Genomic DNA, 16,170 nt, shown 5'->3' with positions numbered 1-16,170 from the left:
CGTTTTGCAGAGGACGATATTGGAGTGTCTTCAGGCCAATCGCCAAGTTCGGCCACGCGCTCGAAACCGGCTTCCTCAGGCAAGCTCGGTTCGGTCGGAGTCAGATCGTGCTCGGTCAGAATGCGAGGCCATCAAATCCCGCCATACCAGTCATAGCCATTGTCTTCCCAATAGCCGCCGCGGCCGCCGCCGATATTGGCAAAACTGTCGACGAGCTCGATCTTGTAGAGATACTTCGGCATCTTGTAGCCGAGCTGTCGTTCGACGCGCACGCGCAGCGGCGCGCCGTTTTCGACCGGCAGCGGCTTGCCGTTGAGGCCGTAGGCGAGGATCGTCTGCGGGTGGCGGGCATCGATCAGGTCGATGGTGCCGTAATATTTGATTTCCCCGGAGAGGCTGCGATCGATCGTATCGAGGCAGTGGAACATGACATAGCGGGCCTGCGGCTTGACCACAGCCTGGTCGAGCACCAGCGACAGCGGGGTGCCGGTCCATTTGGCGATGCAGCTCCAGCCTTCGACACAGTCGTGGCGGGTGATCTGCGTGCGGCTCGGCATGTTCTCCAACTGCTCGCGGCTGAGCGACAGCGGCTTTTCGACCAGGCCCGTTACCTCCAGCCGCCAGTCGGCGAAATTGTTGGCGAGCAGGCCCTTGTAGGTGTCATCGTCAGGCGCGGTGACGCCGTTCGGCCGCTGCGGCTGGCGGATGTCGGCCTCGGTGAATTCCGGCGCCAGAGCATCGCGGCCGGCAAGCCAGCGTTGCGCGCGGTAGGTCAGGCCATTGGCGTTTTCGAGGAAACTGCGCAGGCCGTCGCCCATGCCGAGCTGGCTGTCGAAGGCATCGCAGCCCGACAACATGATGCCGGAAACGCCGAGGCCGGCGCCCGTCAGGAACTTTCGGCGGCTGATCTGGAGTTTGGCCATCTCACGCACTCCTCTCGGTGTCGCCATGCCTTGGCGGATCGGTGCGGTACCAGCCGGTGATGATCGAGCGCAGTTCGTTGATCGGGCCGGCCGCGAGGATCATCATCATATGGACGATGAAAAAGCCGACCAGCAGCACCATCACCGTGAAATGGATGGTGCGCGCCGTCTGCCTTCCGCCGAGCAGTTCGTTGAGCCAGGGCAGCACCGAGTTCATGCTCGGCGACATGGCAAGGCCGGTGATGATCATGAGTGGCAACAGCACGAACAGTACGCCGCCATAGGCCATTTTCTGCAGCGTGTTGTATTCGCGTGTGTGGTGGAACCTGAGCTTGGCGTGCTCGATGATGTCCTGCGGCAGCCGCTTGAGATCGTCAAGGCGCGGCGCCAGATCGCGGCGCAGATGGCCGTTGACCAGGCTGGCGACCAGCCAGACAACCAAGGTGGTTGTCAGTATCCAGGCGAAGAAGAAATGCACAACGCGGGCGGTGCCGAGATCGTAATAGGACGGGATTGTCGCCCAGGACGGGAAGGCACGCGACGTTTGCTGCCGGGCCGGGCCCGACCAGCCGAGCACGCCTGTGGTGTCGAAGCGATGGCCGAAGATTTCGGTATAGCCGCGCGGGCCGGTGGCGGTGTTTTCGGCGCCGATGGCAAAGACGGTGTTGTTGTACTCGAAGCCGGATTGCTTGCCGATGTAGAGCTGCGGCCGGGCATTGAAGATCTGCAGGCCGGACAAAAGCATGAAGAACAGCGAGATCGCCCACAGCCAGTGCGTCAGGCGGGTCCAGCGCGATTGCCGGTAGATCAGCGTCGCATCCTTCGTTGAGGCGGCATCGACGCCTGCGCCGGGCTGACTCATGGTAATGGTTTCCATCTTTTCCTCGCCTCCGGCTGCGCGATCCTGGGATGGCCGCGCTCGTCCTTGTCCTCCCAATACGTCGCTATCGAAAGCGATGTTTCATGCGGTCACGTTTTTATTACGGGCACGGTTTATCGCGGGCACGGATACTCAATTGCCGAGGCTCACCGCGAGATTGACGACGGCGGCGACGATGACGGCGTTGAAGAAGAACGACAGGATCGAATGGACAAGCACCACGCGGCGCATATGCGAGGTCGTGATCGCGGTGTCGGCGGTCTGCGCGGTCATGCCGATCACCGTCGCGAAATAGAGAAAGTCCCAACCGTCCGGCCGTTTGCTGCCGGGAAAATCGAGGCCGCCGACCGGTATCTTCTTCTTGGTTTCGGTATCGATCGCGTCGCCGTCCATCCAGTAGACATGCGCATAGTGGAGGGCGGCCATGGCATGGATGGTGAACCAGCCAAGCGGGATCGACAGCATGGCGAAGCCGAGTTCGATGGGGTCGCGATCCTTGTGATTGATCAAAAGGAACAGCAGGACGATGGCCATGGCGACGATGCCGAGCGTGATGGCAAAGATGCCCAGCACTGGGAGGTCCAGTTCGCGCGCGTTCTTGCTGAGATAGCGGCCGGACAGCAGCGGCATCTTGGCGATGACGAGCGCGATGAAGACGACGAAGAAGGAATCGGCGGCAATCGAAATCGAATAAGCAAGCCGCGTGGAGACGGGGAGCGATCCAATCAAAGGGAATACCGCGGCAAATACGACCAGACCGACGGCTAGCGACACAAAGAACTGCTTGTGCCGCTGCAAGGGGATATTCGGCGATATGTCGGCCATACCCGACCTCGGATGGTGCTTCACGTCTGGTCGGGTGTGACGGATTTCAGGGCGCGCCGCAAGATACGGTCGAGCTCACCCAGGAAACGCGAGCGATCCTGTGGCGCAAAGCTGGCATTGTAGCCCTTGCTCTCGCCGGTTTCGCGCAGATGCTGCTTCAAATCGCGCATTGCAACCGCCATGCCGATGGTCTCCGGCGTGAACGGCCGGCCGGTTGGCCCAAGCACATGCGCGCCGAGCGCCACGGTGCGAGCGGCAAGCGGGATGTCGGCGGTGATCACGATGTCGTTGGGTTTTGCGTTCCCGACGATCCAATCGTCAGCGGCATCGGCGCTTTTAGAGACGACGACGTTGCGGATCATAGGATCGCGCGACGGACGCAGCCCGCCATTGGAGACGTAGGTGACGACCACGCCATGGCGCTCGGCGACCTTCTCGACCTCGGCTTTCACCGGGCAGGCGTCGGCGTCGACGTAGATGGCGGGTGCGGGCATTATCTCTCCAAAACGGACATGGGGCCGGCATGTTACCCGGCCCCATGCCAGAAATCTCGTACTGTCAGGCCGGCAGCGCGCCCGACTTCTTCGCCGTCCAGGTGGCTATGTAATCCATCAGGCCGGGGTTGAGACAGTCATAGGGTTCGAGGCCGATCGACTTCAACTGGCCGCGGATGCCGTCCATGCGCTTGGGGTCGACACCGGATTCGATGATCGACGAAACGAAAGCGGTGAAGCCCGGCGGTGACCAGCCGTCTTCCTGGAAGCGCTCGGGATGGATGAAGGACAGACCCTTGAACGGATGGTCGCGCTCGACCGGGCCGTGCATGTGGACGCCGCAACCGGTGCAGGCATGACGCTGGATCAACGCTGCCGGATCGACCACCTTCAGCTTGTCGCCATTCTCGGTGACGGTGACGTCGCCAGTGCCGGCGACCGCCACGACCGAGAACACCGCGCCGTCCGGTTTCCAGCATTTGGTGCAGCCGCAGGCATGGTTGTGGGCGATCTGGCCCTTGACCGTCACCTTCACCGGCTTGCTGGTGCAGGCGCAGACCAGCGTGCCGCCGGCAAAGCTTGCGCTCTCCTTTGGCAAGCCATTGTCGATTTTGGGATGCAGTTTCTCAGGCATTGTCTTCCTCCCTTGTTGAACCTGTGCAACTTCAGTCGCTGGCCCTTCGGTCGGCGGCTTGTTCTTCCTCCGTTTGGTGTGCGATCGGACGCAAAACCGGGCGCCACTTTTGTTGATCGCACTTAGTAAACGACGACGCTCCTGATCGACTTGCCCTCATGCATGAGATCAAAACCCTTGTTGATGTCCTCAAGCTTCAGCAAATGGGTGATCATCGGGTCGATCTGGATCTTGCCGTCCATGTACCAGTCGACGATTTTCGGCACGTCGGTGCGGCCGCGCGCGCCGCCGAAGGCGGTGCCCATCCAGGTGCGGCCGGTGACCAGCTGGAACGGCCGGGTCGAAATCTCCTGGCCGGCGCCGGCCACGCCGATGATAACCGACTTGCCCCAGCCGCGATGCGAGGCTTCCAGCGCCTGGCGCATCACCTTGGTGTTGCCGGTGCAGTCGAATGTGTAGTCGGCGCCGCCGATCTGGTCGGCGCCGCGCTTGGTCAGGTTGACGAGGTGAGGAACGATGTCGCCGTCGATCTCCTTCGGATTGACGAAATGCGTCATGCCGAAGCGCTCGCCCCATGCCTTCTTGTCGTTGTTGAGGTCGACACCGATGATCATGTCGGCGCCGGCGAGTTTCAGGCCCTGGATGACGTTGAGGCCGATGCCACCGAGACCAAAGACGACAGCAGTCGCGCCTTGCTCGACCTTCGCGGTGTTGATGACCGCGCCGATGCCGGTGGTGACGCCGCAACCAATGTAGCAGATCTTGTCGAAGGGCGCGTCCGGGTTGACCTTGGCGACGGCGATCTCGGGCAAAACGGTGAAATTGGAGAAGGTCGAACAGCCCATATAGTGGAAGATCTTGTCCTTGCCGATCGAGAAGCGCGACGAGCCGTCCGGCATCAGGCCCTGGCCCTGCGTGGCGCGGATGGCGGTGCACAAATTGGTCTTGCGCGACAGGCAGGACGGGCACTGCCGGCATTCCGGCGTGTAGAGCGGGATGACGTGGTCGCCCTTCTTGACCGAGGTGACGCCCTTGCCGACATCGACGACAACGCCAGCGCCTTCATGGCCGAGGATTGCCGGAAACAGACCTTCGGGATCGGAGCCCGACAAAGTGAACTCGTCGGTGTGGCAGATGCCGGTCGCCTTGATCTCGACCAGCACCTCGCCTTCGCGCGGTCCGTCGAGGTCGACCTCCATGATTTCCAACGGCTTTCCGGCGGCGACAGCGACAGCGGCGCGGGTTTTCATCAGGCAATTCCTCCCAAGGCGATTGGTCTTCAGGCTTTCAGGGTTTTTATACTGTTTCAACACGATTTGGCGACCAAATATGGCGCAAATCTTGGCCCAGTCGTCGGCGAGCCCAACCTTCGCCTCGCGGCACGGGCCTGGCGGGCCGGGAGCGTCTTGATGGATGCGCTGCCGGCGGTGCTTGAGCCCGGCTGCCGAAGCCCATAAGAAGGACGAAAGACCGAGGAAACGCCTTCGATGTTCACGAAAATCCTGATCGCCAATCGCGGCGAGATTGCTTGCCGCGTCATCAAGACGGCGCGCAGGATGGGGATTGCCACCGTAGCGGTCTATTCCGACGCCGATCGCGACGCCGTGCATGTGGAAATGGCCGACGAAGCCGTGCATATCGGCCCATCGCCTGCGGCGCAAAGCTATCTCCTGCCTGCGAAGATCATCGCCGCCTGCAAGGAGACCGGCGCGCAGGCCGTGCATCCCGGCTACGGATTTCTGTCGGAGCGGGCCGCCTTCTGCGAAGCGCTTGAGGCTGAGAGCATTGTCTTCATCGGTCCAAAAGCCAGGGCGATTAAGGCGATGGGCGACAAGATCGAATCGAAGAAGTTCGCCAAGGCCGCAGAAGTGTCGACGGTACCGGGCTGGCTTGGTGTCATCGAAAATGCCGACCATGCCGAAAAGATCGCCGGCGAGATCGGCTATCCCGTGATGATCAAGGCCTCAGCCGGCGGTGGCGGAAAAGGCATGCGCATTGCATGGAGCCAGTCGGAAGTGCGCGACGGCTTCGACCGGGCGCGCTCGGAGGCGAAAAGCTCGTTCGGCGACGACCGCGTCTTCATCGAAAAGTTCGTCGTCGATCCGCGTCATATCGAAATCCAGGTGCTGGCCGACGCGCATGGCACCGCCCTCTATCTCGGCGAGCGCGAATGCTCGATCCAGCGCCGGAACCAGAAGGTGGCGGAAGAGGCGCCGTCGCCATTCCTCGATGCCAGGACGCGCAAGGCCATGGGCGAGCAGGCCGTGGCGCTGGCCAAGGCGGTCGACTACCAGAGCGCCGGCACCGTCGAGTTCATCGTCGATGCTGAAAAGAACTTCTATTTCCTTGAAATGAATACACGATTGCAGGTCGAGCATCCGGTGACGGAGCTTGTTACCGGCATCGACCTGGTCGAGCAGATGATCCGTGTCGCCGCAGGCGAGAAGCTGGCGATCGAGCAGAGCGACGTCAAGCTGAACGGCTGGGCGGTGGAAAGCCGGCTCTATGCCGAGGATCCCTATCGCAATTTCCTGCCCTCGATCGGCCGGTTGACGCGCTACCGGCCGCCGGAGGAGGGCACGTTCGGCGATGTCGTCATCCGCAACGACACCGGCGTCACCGAAGGCTCCGAGATTCCGATGTTCTATGATCCGATGGTGGCAAAACTCTGCACCTGGGCGCCCACGCGTATCGAGGCCATCGATGCCATGTCGGAAGCGCTGGACAGTTTCGTCGTCGACGGCATCGAGCACAACATCCCGTTCCTGGCGGCGCTGATGCAGCATCCGCGCTGGCGCGAGGGGCGGATATCGACGGGCTTCATCGCCGAGGAATATCCTGACGGCTTCGCGCCGATCGTGCCCAATGGCGATGAAAAGGCAGTGCTGGCGGCGATCGCCACCGCGGTCGAGCTTCTGCGCCGCGATCGGCTTGACCGGCTGGGCGGGCGGCTGGCGCCGCATTCGGGCGCACTCAAGCGCGATTGGGTGGTGAAGCTCGGCGACGACTATCTCCAGGCTTCGATCATCGAGGGCATGATCTCCATTCCGATGGAAATCGATCTGTCGGTCGATGGCGGCAAAGCGCTGACCGTGGCGTCCGACTGGCGGCCGGGCGACCTCATCTGGCGCGGCACTGTCGGTGCCCGCAAGGTCACGGCGCAGATCAGGCCGCTGCCGAACGGCCTGCGCATCGCCTGGAAGGGCATGTCGGTGACGGCGCGCGCCATGCTGCCGCGCACGGCTGAACTGGAAAGGCTGATGCCGGAGAAGGTGGCGCCGGACACGTCCAAGATGCTGCTTTGCCCGATGCCGGGCCTGGTCGTGTCGATCGCGGTTGCCGAGGGGCAGGAGGTCAAGGCCGGCGAGACGCTGGCCGTGGTCGAGGCGATGAAGATGGAAAACGTGCTGCGCGCCGACCGCGATCTTGTCGTGTCGAAGCTCAACGCCAAGCCGGGTGACAGCCTGGCTGTGGATGCGGTGATCATGGAGTTCGCCTAGAGATTGTTTGGAAATTCTACTCCGGCGGCCATCTGAAGGCGGTTTCTGCGCTTCCCGTGCTCACGGACCAATGGCCGCTGCGCTCCGGTTCTCGGAACCACCCTCATATGACTCGAATTTCGAAACAATCTCTGAGCCGTGCGGCTGGGTACGGAAGCCTGTGGTCGGTGGTCATTTGTGCTGGACTGGCATCGCCCGGTCCGGGACAATACATCTCCATCGACTCAAAGCCCTTCGAGCAATTTGAAACATCATGGCGGATGACAAACTTCCACGCGATCCCCTGAGGCGCGAAGCAGCGCTCGCTGCTGCGCGCCCGGAGGCGCCGGCGCGGCCGTTCATCCATCTGCGGGTGCATTCGGCGTATTCGCTGCTCGAGGGCGCCTTGCAGGTCGCCGCCGTTGTCGGTCATGCCGTCAAGGACGAGTGCCCGGCAATCGCAGTCACCGACACAAACAATCTGTTTGGCGCGCTGGAATTTGCCCAGAAGGCGGTGAAGGAAGGCATCCAGCCGATTATCGGTTGCCAGATCGATCTCGCCTTTTCCGGCGAGACCAGCGACGCGCAGCGCGACCGCCGCCGCCATGGTCCGGAGATGCACGCCGTGGTGCTGCTCGCCGCCACCGAGGCCGGCTACAGCAACCTCGTCAGGCTGGTCAGCCAGGTCTATCTGGAGACGCCGCCGGGCGAGCCCGTGCATCTGACGTCAGCAATGCTGGAAGGCCATAGCGATGGCCTGATCTGCCTCAGCGGCGGGCCGCGCGGCCCGATCGGCCGGGCGCTGAAGGAGGATCGCCGAGATCTTGCCGAGACGCGGCTTCTGGCACTCAAGGCGCTGTTCGGCGACCGGCTCTATGTCGAGCTGGACCGTGTTTCCGGTTATGACCGCGCTATCGAGAAATCATCGGTCGACCTTGCCTATATCCATGATCTGCCGCTGGTCGCCACGAATGAGGCGTTCTTCGCCGCCCGCGACGACTATGACGCGCATGATGCTCTGATCGCCATTGCCGAGGGTTCGGTGGTTGCCGCCGACAACCGTCGCCGGCTGACTTCGGACAATTTCCTGCGCAGCCAGGCGGATATGGCGCGGCTGTTCGCCGACCTGCCGGAAGCGATCGACAACACCGTCGAGATCGCGCTGCGCTGTTCCTATTATCCCAAGACCCGCAATCCGATCCTGCCACGCTTTACCGGCGGCGATGTCGCCGACAATGAGGTGGCGCTGAAAGCGGAGGCCGATGAACTGCGCCGGCAGGCCCATGAAGGTCTCGACGCCCGGCTGGCGGCGCATGGACCCACCGCCGGCTACACGGTCGAACAATACCGCGAGCGGCTCGATTTCGAGCTCTCCATCATCGAGAAGATGAAATTTCCCGGTTACTTCCTGATCGTGGCCGACTTCATCAAATGGGCGAAGGCGCAAGGCATTCCGGTCGGGCCGGGCCGTGGTTCGGGCGCCGGATCGCTGGTCGCTTATTCCACCACCATCACCGATATCGATCCGCTGCGCTTCTCGCTGCTGTTCGAGCGCTTCCTCAATCCGGACCGCGTGTCGATGCCCGACTTCGACATCGACTTCTGCCAGGATCGGCGCGAAGAGGTCATCCGCTACGTCCAGCAGAAATATGGCCGCGACCAGGTTGGGCAGATCATCACCTTCGGTACGCTGCAGGCGCGCGCGGTGCTGCGCGACGTCGGCCGCGTGCTGCAAATGCCTTACGGCCAAGTCGACAAGCTCTCCAAAATGGTGCCGCAGAACCCCGCCAATCCGGTCAAGCTGGCGGATGCCATCGCCAACGAGCCGCGCTTTGCCGAGGAGGCCGAGAAGGAGCCAATCGTGCAGACGCTGCTCGATATGGCGCAAAAGCTGGAAGGGCTCTACCGCCACGCTTCGACGCACGCCGCCGGCATCGTCATCGGCGACCGGCCCTTGTCGGAACTGGTGCCGATGTACCGCGATCCGCGCTCCGACATGCCGGTCACCCAGTTTAACATGAAATATGTCGAGCAGGCCGGGCTGGTGAAGTTCGACTTCCTCGGCCTGAAGACGCTGACGGTGCTGGAGACGGCGGTGAAGCTGATCCGCCGGCGCGGCATCGAGATCGACCTGGCGACGATCCCGCTCGACGATCCTGAAACCTACGCCATGCTGTCGCGCGGCGAAGTGGTCGGTGTGTTCCAGGTGGAAAGTGCCGGCATGCGCAAGGCGCTGATCGGCATGCGGCCCGACTGCATCGAGGACATCATCGCGCTGGTGGCGCTCTACCGTCCCGGCCCGATGGAGAACATCCCGACCTACAACGCCAGAAAGCATGGCGAGGAGGAGATGGCATCGATCCATCCCAAGATCGACCATCTGGTGAAGGAGACGCAAGGCGTCATCGTCTACCAGGAACAGGTGATGCAGATCGCGCAGGAACTGTCGGGCTATTCGCTCGGCGAAGCCGATCTGCTGCGCCGCGCGATGGGCAAGAAGATCCGCGCCGAAATGGACAAGCAGCGCGAGCGCTTCGTCACCGGCGCGGTCGAACGCGGCGTCGGCAAGCCGCAGGCCGACTTCATCTTCGACCTTCTGGCCAAGTTCGCCGACTACGGCTTCAACAAATCGCACGCGGCCGCCTACGCCGTCGTGTCCTACCAGACCGCCTATCTCAAGGCGCATTACCCCGTCGAGTTCCTGGCGGCGTCGATGACGCTCGACATGGGCAACACCGACAAGCTCGCCGATTTCCGCCAGGATGCGCTGCGTCTCGGCATCGAGGTGGTGGCGCCGTCGGTGATGACCAGCTTCCGCAATTTCGAGGTCGGCGAGAACCGCATCTATTATTCGCTGGCGGCACTCAAGGGCGTTGGCGACGCGGCGGTCGAGCACATCGTCGCCATGCGCGGCGAAAAGCCGTTCAAGAATCTCGCCGATTTCTGTGAAAGGGTCGATCCCAAGATCGTCGGCAAGCGCGTCTTCGAAAGCCTGATCATGGCCGGCGCGCTCGACTGCTTCGGCCACGACCGCGCCCAGATGATGGCCGGCGTCGAACGGATGATGGGGCTGGCTTCGCTGGCGCAGCAGAATGCCATTTCGGGCCAGCACGACATTTTCGGCGCGTCGCTCGGCGCGCAGCAGCAGGCGCTCAATTTACCGGTAACCGACCCCTGGCTTGCCGCCGACCGGCTGCACCGCGAATTCCAGGTCGTCGGCTTCTATCTCTCGGCGCATCCGCTCGACGAGTACAAGGCGGCCCTGCAGAAGATGCGGGTGCAGAACTGGGGAGAGTTCTCGGCCGCGGTCAAGCGTGGCGCCGCCGCCGGCCGGCTGGCCGGCACGGTCACCACCAAGCAGGAACGCAAGACCCGCACCGGCAACAAGATGGGCGTCATCGCCTTTTCCGACACTTCTGGCCAGTATGAAGCCGTGCTGTTTTCGGAAGGGTTGGCGCAGTATCGCGATCTGCTCGAGCCTGGACGTTCGGTGGTGATCACCGTTTCGGCCGAGGATAGGCCCGAAGGGGTCAATCTGCGCATCCAGACGGTGCAGTCGCTGGAGGATGAGGCCAGCCGCATCCAGAAGGCGCTGCGCATCTTCGTGCGCGATGCGGCTCCGATCGGCATGCTGGCCGGCCAGCTTGCGGTGAAGGGCGAGGGCCAGGTCAGCTTCGTGCTGATCAAGGAGGCCGGGCAAGGTGAGATCGAGATCGAATTGCCCAATCGCTACCGCATCTCGCCGCAGATCGCGTCGGCCATGCGCGCGGTGCCGGGGGTGGTCGAAGTCGAGCTCGTCTAGGCTGCCCTGATATACACGGCAGTCGCATCGACGTCGGCCAGTGCATGACGGCCTAAGAATGCTCTGGGCCTGACATTGCAGCCGATAGGGCCAGCGTGCGGGGCGTGGTTGAACTGACCTTCCTTTGAACCACATGCGTTGAGCAGAAACTTCACAGGAACGCACAATCATGCCCAGCCGCGAACGCGTCGAAGCCTTCCTCAAGGAGGTGGTCGAAGGCAGCCACGTCAAGGCGATCGCCGACTTCTACCATGACGATGCCACCATGCAGGAAAATCTCGGCGTCCCGCGGCGCGGCAAGGAAACACTGATGGCGCATGAGCAGGCAGCACTCGACCGGATCGAGAAGATGCACACCCATCCTGTCCAGACATTCCTGGTCGATGGCGACAATGTCGCCATCCGCTGGACCTTCGACCGTATCGACAAGGCCGGCACCGTGCGCCGGCTGGAAGAGGTGGCCCTGCAGCGCTGGCGTGGTGACCGGATTGCGGAGGAGCGGTTCGTCTACGACACCGCCTCGGCCTGGCGCCTCGTGGGGCCGGACGGCAAGGTGGTGGAGGGCTGACGATCACCGGGGCCACTAGATCATGATGAGATTCGGTTGAAATCTCATCATGATCTAACCCTTTGTTGGAGCATGATCTTTTCCGCAAACCGGCACCCACTTTTTGGGATCATGCTCTAGACGACCCCGGCTGGGACCGTTACGCACTTGGTGATGAAAGCAGCCGAGAAGGACGGATTGCAGCAAAGCTCAGCGATGGCGCGGCTGCGTGACAGGCTGCGCAAGCTCTATCACGGACGCACGCCGGCGGCGTTCCGGTTTCAACTGGTGGCGGTCATCATCGACCTCACCATCGTCGCCTTCTTCGTTGCCACGCCGGTGCTCCAGGACAAGCCGTCATTCCTGTGGCTCGACTATACCGTCGCCGCATTGGTCGCCGCCGACCTGATTGCCCGACTGTTAGCCTCCAACGACATGTTGCGGCTGATGAAACAGCCGACATCCTGGGTCGATGTCTTCATCCTTTTGACGCTGCTGATGCCGACGGCGCTGGCAAATCTGGCGTTCCTGCGCATCCTGCGGCTGTGGTCGCTGTCGCGCAGCGGGTCGCTGTGGCGGCATTTCGAAATGCGTGGCTTGAGGCCCTGGCGCGAGGCGAGCCACGCGGTCATCAACCTGTTGACGTTCCTGTTCGTCATCACCGGCTTCGTCTACACCTTCTTCTTCCGCACCGGCGCCGGCCTCGAAAACTACATTGATGCGCTGTATTTCACCGTTGCCACGGTGACGACGACCGGTTTCGGCGACATCGTGCTGCCGGGGATCGCCGGCAAGCTGACCGCGATCGCCACCATGATCATCGGCATCTCGCTGTTCGTCAGACTGGCGACCGCGATTTTTCGACCCGCCAAGGTGTTCTTTCCCTGTCCGCAGTGCGGACTGCAACGGCATGAGCCGGACGCCGTGCACTGCAAGGCCTGCGGGCATCTTCTCAACATACCGGATGAGGGGAATTGACCGACCGCTACGAGGCCGCGGCCTCAGCCGGCTTTGGCGCCTTGCGCTGCAGGTTGAGCAGATTGCCCATCAGGATCAGCAGGGCGCCGCCGGCTGTAAAGATGTCGATCTGTTCGCTGTAGAGCAGCCAGCCGATCAGCGCTGACAGCGGCACGCGCAGGAAATCCATCGGTGAAATCACCGTAGCGTCGGCATAGGTGAGGGCACGCGCCATGCAGAAATGCGACGACATGCCGGTGAAGGCAATCAGCAGGATCCATGGCCAGAGTTCGAGCGGTGGGTTGCGCCATTCATAAAGCGCCGGGATCAGGCCGACCACCGACTGGATGATCAGCATCCAGAAGATGATGCGCACGACGCTGTCGGTGCGGGTCAGCGACTTGACCAACACCACCGATACGCCAAAGCACACGGCCGCGCCGAGAACGACGAGGTGACCCGGATCCATGGAGCCGACGCCGGGGCGAACGATGACCACCACGCCGATCAGGCCAAGCACGACCGCCGCAATTTTCGGGCGGGAGAGCCTTTCGCCAAGAAACGCCACCGCCAGGATCGCGGTCCAGATCGGCGTGGTGAATTCGACCGATATGAGGACCGCAAGCGGGATCAGCGTCAGCGCATAGAGCCATGCGGCCTGGCCCGTATAGTGGATGACATTGCGAGCGATATGGGCCAACGGGCGCTGCGTGCGCATTGCAGCGAATCCGCCGCTCATCATCACCAGCGGCAACAGGATGAAGAAGCCGATCACCGAGCGCAGTTCCAGCACCTGGAAGACGTTGAGCTCGGCGGTGGTTGCGCGGCCGGCGACCGACATCGCCAGAAACGAGGCGATCGACAGCGCCATCCAGAACGCGGCTTTGGGGATCGATGGGGAAGGTGCCATAGGCGCTATGTCGCAAGCCGGGACTTCTATCGCAACCGTTAGGCCACGCATTCGACTGGGCCAGACCCGTTGCAAAACAGCCATGCTGGACGTGGAACCTGACGCTACGGCAGGCGTTGGTTCCCGGTATTGGCCAATTGCTGGACGCATCGTTTCTTCAACATCAACGGGGGAGAGATTCCGATGAAATCATTCGCGCGGTCTCTGCTAGCCGGCTGCCTGCTAACTGCAAGCGCCACGGCCCATGCCGACGAGGCGAATTTTCTCAGCTCCTTGCAAGGGAATTTCTCCGGCAAGGGGACAGTCAAGGTCACCACCGACGCACCGACGGTGAATGTGTCCTGCACCTTCAATTCCGACGCGACCTCGAGTTCATTGTCGCTTGACGGCAATTGCCGTGGTCTTGTCGTGGTGACGCGCGCCATCAGCGCCAATCTGAAGGCCCGCGGGGCGAAGTATACTGGCGTCTATGTCGGGTCGCGCACCGGGCCGGCACAGCTCGCCGGCAGCCGTTCCGGGAACGCGATCAGGCTCGGCATTCGCTGGGCGGCGGAGGTCAATGGCGATCGCAAGGCGCGGTTGACGGTCGAGAAAACCAGCGGCGACGGAATGCGGTTGACCGTTACCGACGTCGATCCGAAAACCTGCAACAACGTGGTGACGAGCCGCATCGATCTCAAGCGTATCTAAGCCGTCTCACTCCTCGATCGGCTCCGGCGGGTTGGCGTTGCGGCCTTTACCGAAGGTGTAGCCGGTTTCCACCGCCTTCTTGCCGAACTTGTCGCGCAGCGTATCGATGGCGCTTTCGGCCATGGCGCGCTTGCGCGAGCCGACGTCGACGAGATCGGGCGGATCGGCTTTCTCGTCATCCGAGAGATCGCTGACACCGATGCCGAGCAGCCGGTACTTTGTCCCGTCCGCCTCCTTGCGCAACAGCTCGAGACCGGTCTGGAAAATACGGTCGGCCAATCTGGTCGGATCGCCGAGTTGGCGGTTGCGGGTACGCAGCTTGAAATCCTGCGTCTTCAGCTTCAGCACCACGGTGCGCCCGGCAATGCCTGACTTCTTCAGCCGCGCCGAGACCTTTTCCGACAATCCCCTCAGCACTGGAACCAGTTCGCCCATTTCAGCTATGTCGGTGTCGAAAGTGGTTTCGGCCGACACACTTTTCGCATCCTGGTCGGGATCGACACGGCGGTCGTCCTGGCCGCGCGAGAGATGGTAGAGCCGGGTGCCCATCACGCCATAGCGGCGCATAAGATCGGCGCGCTCCATGCGCTGCAACTGGGCGATGCTGCGGATGCCGTCGCGTTCGAGCGTTGCGGCAAAAGCCTTGCCTACGCCCCAGATCAGCGTCACTGGCTGTTCGGCCAGGAAACCCAGCGCCTCGGCTTCGCCGATCACCGAAAAGCCGCGCGGCTTGCGGAAATCGGAGGCAACCTTGGCCAGGAACTTGCAGTAGGAAAGGCCGGCCGAAACGGTGATGCCGATTTCCTTTTCGACGGTCTGCGCAAAGCGCGCCAGCACCACCGCCGGCGGCATGCCGTGCAGGCGCTCGGTGCCGGCAAGGTCGAGAAACGCCTCATCGATGGAGAGCGGCTCGACCAGCGGCGTGAGCGCCTGCATCAAGGCGCGGACATCGCGGCCGACGCGGACGTATTTCTCCATATTGGGCGGGATGACGACCGCTTCCGGACAGGCTTCGAGCGCCTTGAACATCGGCATTGCCGAGCGCACTCCCTTGATGCGGGCGATGTAGCAGGCGGTGGAGACGACGCCGCGCTTGCCGCCGCCGATGATCAGCGGCTTGTCCTTCAGCGCCGGATTGTCGCGCTTTTCGATCGCCGCATAGAAGGCGTCGCAATCGATATGCGCCAGATGCAGCTGGTAGAGCTCGGGATGGCGGGTGAGTCGAGGGCTGCCGCAACGCTCACAGCGCCTGGTATCGCTGCGCTGAAAGGTCAGGCAGTCGCGGCAAAAACCGTGCTCGGGATTGTTGACAGGGGCCGCCATCGCTGCGAACATAAAGAGAACAGATGCAATGGTACGCCAGGACGGAAGCCGCCACAAGCGGTTAGCCGGGAGAGAACTCATGAGCACCACCATAGCGCCGCTGGCGCCTGACCTGTGGGCGGATTTCGAGGATCTTTTTGGCAAGCAGGGCGCCTGTTACGGCTGCTGGTGCACGCATTTCCGGATGGCGCCGGCGGTCCGACGGGCCAGCGACAAGCAGCGCAACAAGGATCATATCAAGGCGCGTATCGAGGCCGGACCGCCGCCGGGGCTTTTGGCTTTCGAGGACGGCATAGCGGTCGGCTGGATGCAGATCGGCCCGCGCGCCGACGTGCCCGAATGGAACAATCGGGGCAGGGGCTCGGCGCCGGTCGATCCAACCGACGCCGTAGATCCCGGCGTCTGGGCCATCTCCTGCTTCTTCATCCGCGCCAGCGCGCGCGGCCGGGGCGTCAGCCACCGCCTGGTCGAGGGCGGCATCGCTTTTGCCCGCCAGAACAAGGCGCGGCTGGTCGAGGCGTGTCCGATCGACGTGTCGCGCGATTCGCGTTCGATCGGACTGTTCGTCGGCTCGTCGCGTGTGTTTGAAAAGGCCGGCTTCGAGCGGCTTGTCGAACGCAAGGCCGGACGGCCGCTGATGCGGCTGGTGTTGTAGTCTAATTACCCGTCGGCGTTTGTTGATGTCCTGTGGAAGCTGTAGGTTGGT

At 62.6% G+C, this 16,170-nt stretch carries 14 protein-coding genes; 6 read left to right on the top strand and 8 right to left on the bottom strand.

What is annotated here, in order from left to right:
* Positions 1 to 131: 131 nt before the first annotated feature.
* From NKJ88_RS11535 to NKJ88_RS11510, 6 genes are all read right to left on the bottom strand, one after another.
* Entirely contained in the window at positions 132 to 923 is a 792-nt protein-coding gene (locus NKJ88_RS11535) for a molybdopterin-binding protein (protein ID WP_352444078.1), read from the bottom strand.
* Between the two features lies 1 nt (position 924).
* A complete protein-coding gene (locus NKJ88_RS11530; RefSeq protein ID WP_023667590.1) occupies positions 925 to 1,800 on the bottom strand; it encodes a cytochrome b/b6 domain-containing protein in 876 nt (291 codons plus the stop codon).
* Positions 1,801 to 1,935: 135 nt separating this feature from the next.
* The gene (locus NKJ88_RS11525; protein ID WP_023667589.1) at positions 1,936 to 2,628 is read right to left on the bottom strand and encodes a DUF1345 domain-containing protein; all 693 of its coding nucleotides are present in this window, start codon (positions 2,626 to 2,628) and stop codon (positions 1,936 to 1,938) included.
* Positions 2,629 to 2,648: 20 nt separating this feature from the next.
* Positions 2,649 to 3,122: a YaiI/YqxD family protein gene (locus NKJ88_RS11520; RefSeq protein ID WP_023667588.1), complete on the bottom strand. Its 474-nt coding sequence runs from the start codon at positions 3,120 to 3,122 to the stop codon at positions 2,649 to 2,651.
* A 64-nt stretch (positions 3,123 to 3,186) separates the two neighbouring features.
* A complete protein-coding gene (gene gfa / locus NKJ88_RS11515) occupies positions 3,187 to 3,756 on the bottom strand; it encodes an S-(hydroxymethyl)glutathione synthase (RefSeq protein WP_023667587.1) in 570 nt (189 codons plus the stop codon).
* Positions 3,757 to 3,878: 122 nt separating this feature from the next.
* Positions 3,879 to 5,006 carry an S-(hydroxymethyl)glutathione dehydrogenase/class III alcohol dehydrogenase gene (locus NKJ88_RS11510; protein ID WP_352444077.1) on the bottom strand — a complete coding sequence of 376 codons (1,128 nt, stop codon included), beginning with the start codon at positions 5,004 to 5,006 and terminating at the stop codon, positions 3,879 to 3,881.
* 237 nt (positions 5,007 to 5,243) lie between these two features.
* On the opposite strand from NKJ88_RS11510, the gene NKJ88_RS11505 reads away from it, so the two are divergent.
* The 4 genes from NKJ88_RS11505 to NKJ88_RS11490 all read left to right on the top strand — a co-directional run bounded on the left by NKJ88_RS11505 (position 5,244) and on the right by NKJ88_RS11490 (position 12,562).
* Positions 5,244 to 7,256: an acetyl-CoA carboxylase biotin carboxylase subunit gene (locus NKJ88_RS11505; RefSeq protein WP_352444076.1), complete on the top strand. Its 2,013-nt coding sequence runs from the start codon at positions 5,244 to 5,246 to the stop codon at positions 7,254 to 7,256.
* Positions 7,257 to 7,509: 253 nt separating this feature from the next.
* The gene (gene dnaE / locus NKJ88_RS11500; RefSeq protein WP_352444075.1) at positions 7,510 to 11,037 is read left to right on the top strand and encodes a DNA polymerase III subunit alpha; all 3,528 of its coding nucleotides are present in this window, start codon (positions 7,510 to 7,512) and stop codon (positions 11,035 to 11,037) included.
* A gap of 169 nt (positions 11,038 to 11,206) precedes the next feature.
* Positions 11,207 to 11,605: a nuclear transport factor 2 family protein gene (locus NKJ88_RS11495; RefSeq protein ID WP_023710634.1), complete on the top strand. Its 399-nt coding sequence runs from the start codon at positions 11,207 to 11,209 to the stop codon at positions 11,603 to 11,605.
* Between the two features lie 153 nt (positions 11,606 to 11,758).
* Positions 11,759 to 12,562: a potassium channel family protein gene (locus NKJ88_RS11490; protein WP_023710633.1), complete on the top strand. Its 804-nt coding sequence runs from the start codon at positions 11,759 to 11,761 to the stop codon at positions 12,560 to 12,562.
* A 7-nt stretch (positions 12,563 to 12,569) separates the two neighbouring features.
* On the opposite strand, the gene NKJ88_RS11485 is transcribed toward NKJ88_RS11490, so the two are convergent.
* Positions 12,570 to 13,451: a DMT family transporter gene (locus NKJ88_RS11485; protein WP_352444074.1), complete on the bottom strand. Its 882-nt coding sequence runs from the start codon at positions 13,449 to 13,451 to the stop codon at positions 12,570 to 12,572.
* Positions 13,452 to 13,634: 183 nt separating this feature from the next.
* Here NKJ88_RS11485 and NKJ88_RS11480 point away from each other — a divergent pair, with 183 nt between their 5' ends.
* Positions 13,635 to 14,141 carry a hypothetical protein gene (locus tag NKJ88_RS11480; RefSeq protein WP_352444073.1) on the top strand — a complete coding sequence of 169 codons (507 nt, stop codon included), beginning with the start codon at positions 13,635 to 13,637 and terminating at the stop codon, positions 14,139 to 14,141.
* A gap of 6 nt (positions 14,142 to 14,147) precedes the next feature.
* Here the strand turns inward: NKJ88_RS11480 and NKJ88_RS11475 are convergent, their stop codons facing one another.
* On the bottom strand, positions 14,148 to 15,476 hold the full coding sequence (locus tag NKJ88_RS11475) for a DNA polymerase IV (RefSeq protein ID WP_023734461.1): 1,329 nt from the start codon (positions 15,474 to 15,476) through the stop codon (positions 14,148 to 14,150).
* A gap of 67 nt (positions 15,477 to 15,543) precedes the next feature.
* Here NKJ88_RS11475 and NKJ88_RS11470 point away from each other — a divergent pair, with 67 nt between their 5' ends.
* Positions 15,544 to 16,119: a GNAT family N-acetyltransferase gene (locus NKJ88_RS11470; protein ID WP_023822976.1), complete on the top strand. Its 576-nt coding sequence runs from the start codon at positions 15,544 to 15,546 to the stop codon at positions 16,117 to 16,119.
* Positions 16,120 to 16,170: the final 51 nt, after the last annotated feature.

Origin of the sequence: Mesorhizobium sp. M0016 (genome assembly GCF_040324035.1) — a bacterium.
Lineage (GTDB): Bacteria > Pseudomonadota > Alphaproteobacteria > Rhizobiales > Rhizobiaceae > Mesorhizobium.
The sequence above is the reverse complement of the archived record's forward strand: the minus strand, read 5'-3'. Positions and strand labels throughout refer to the sequence as shown.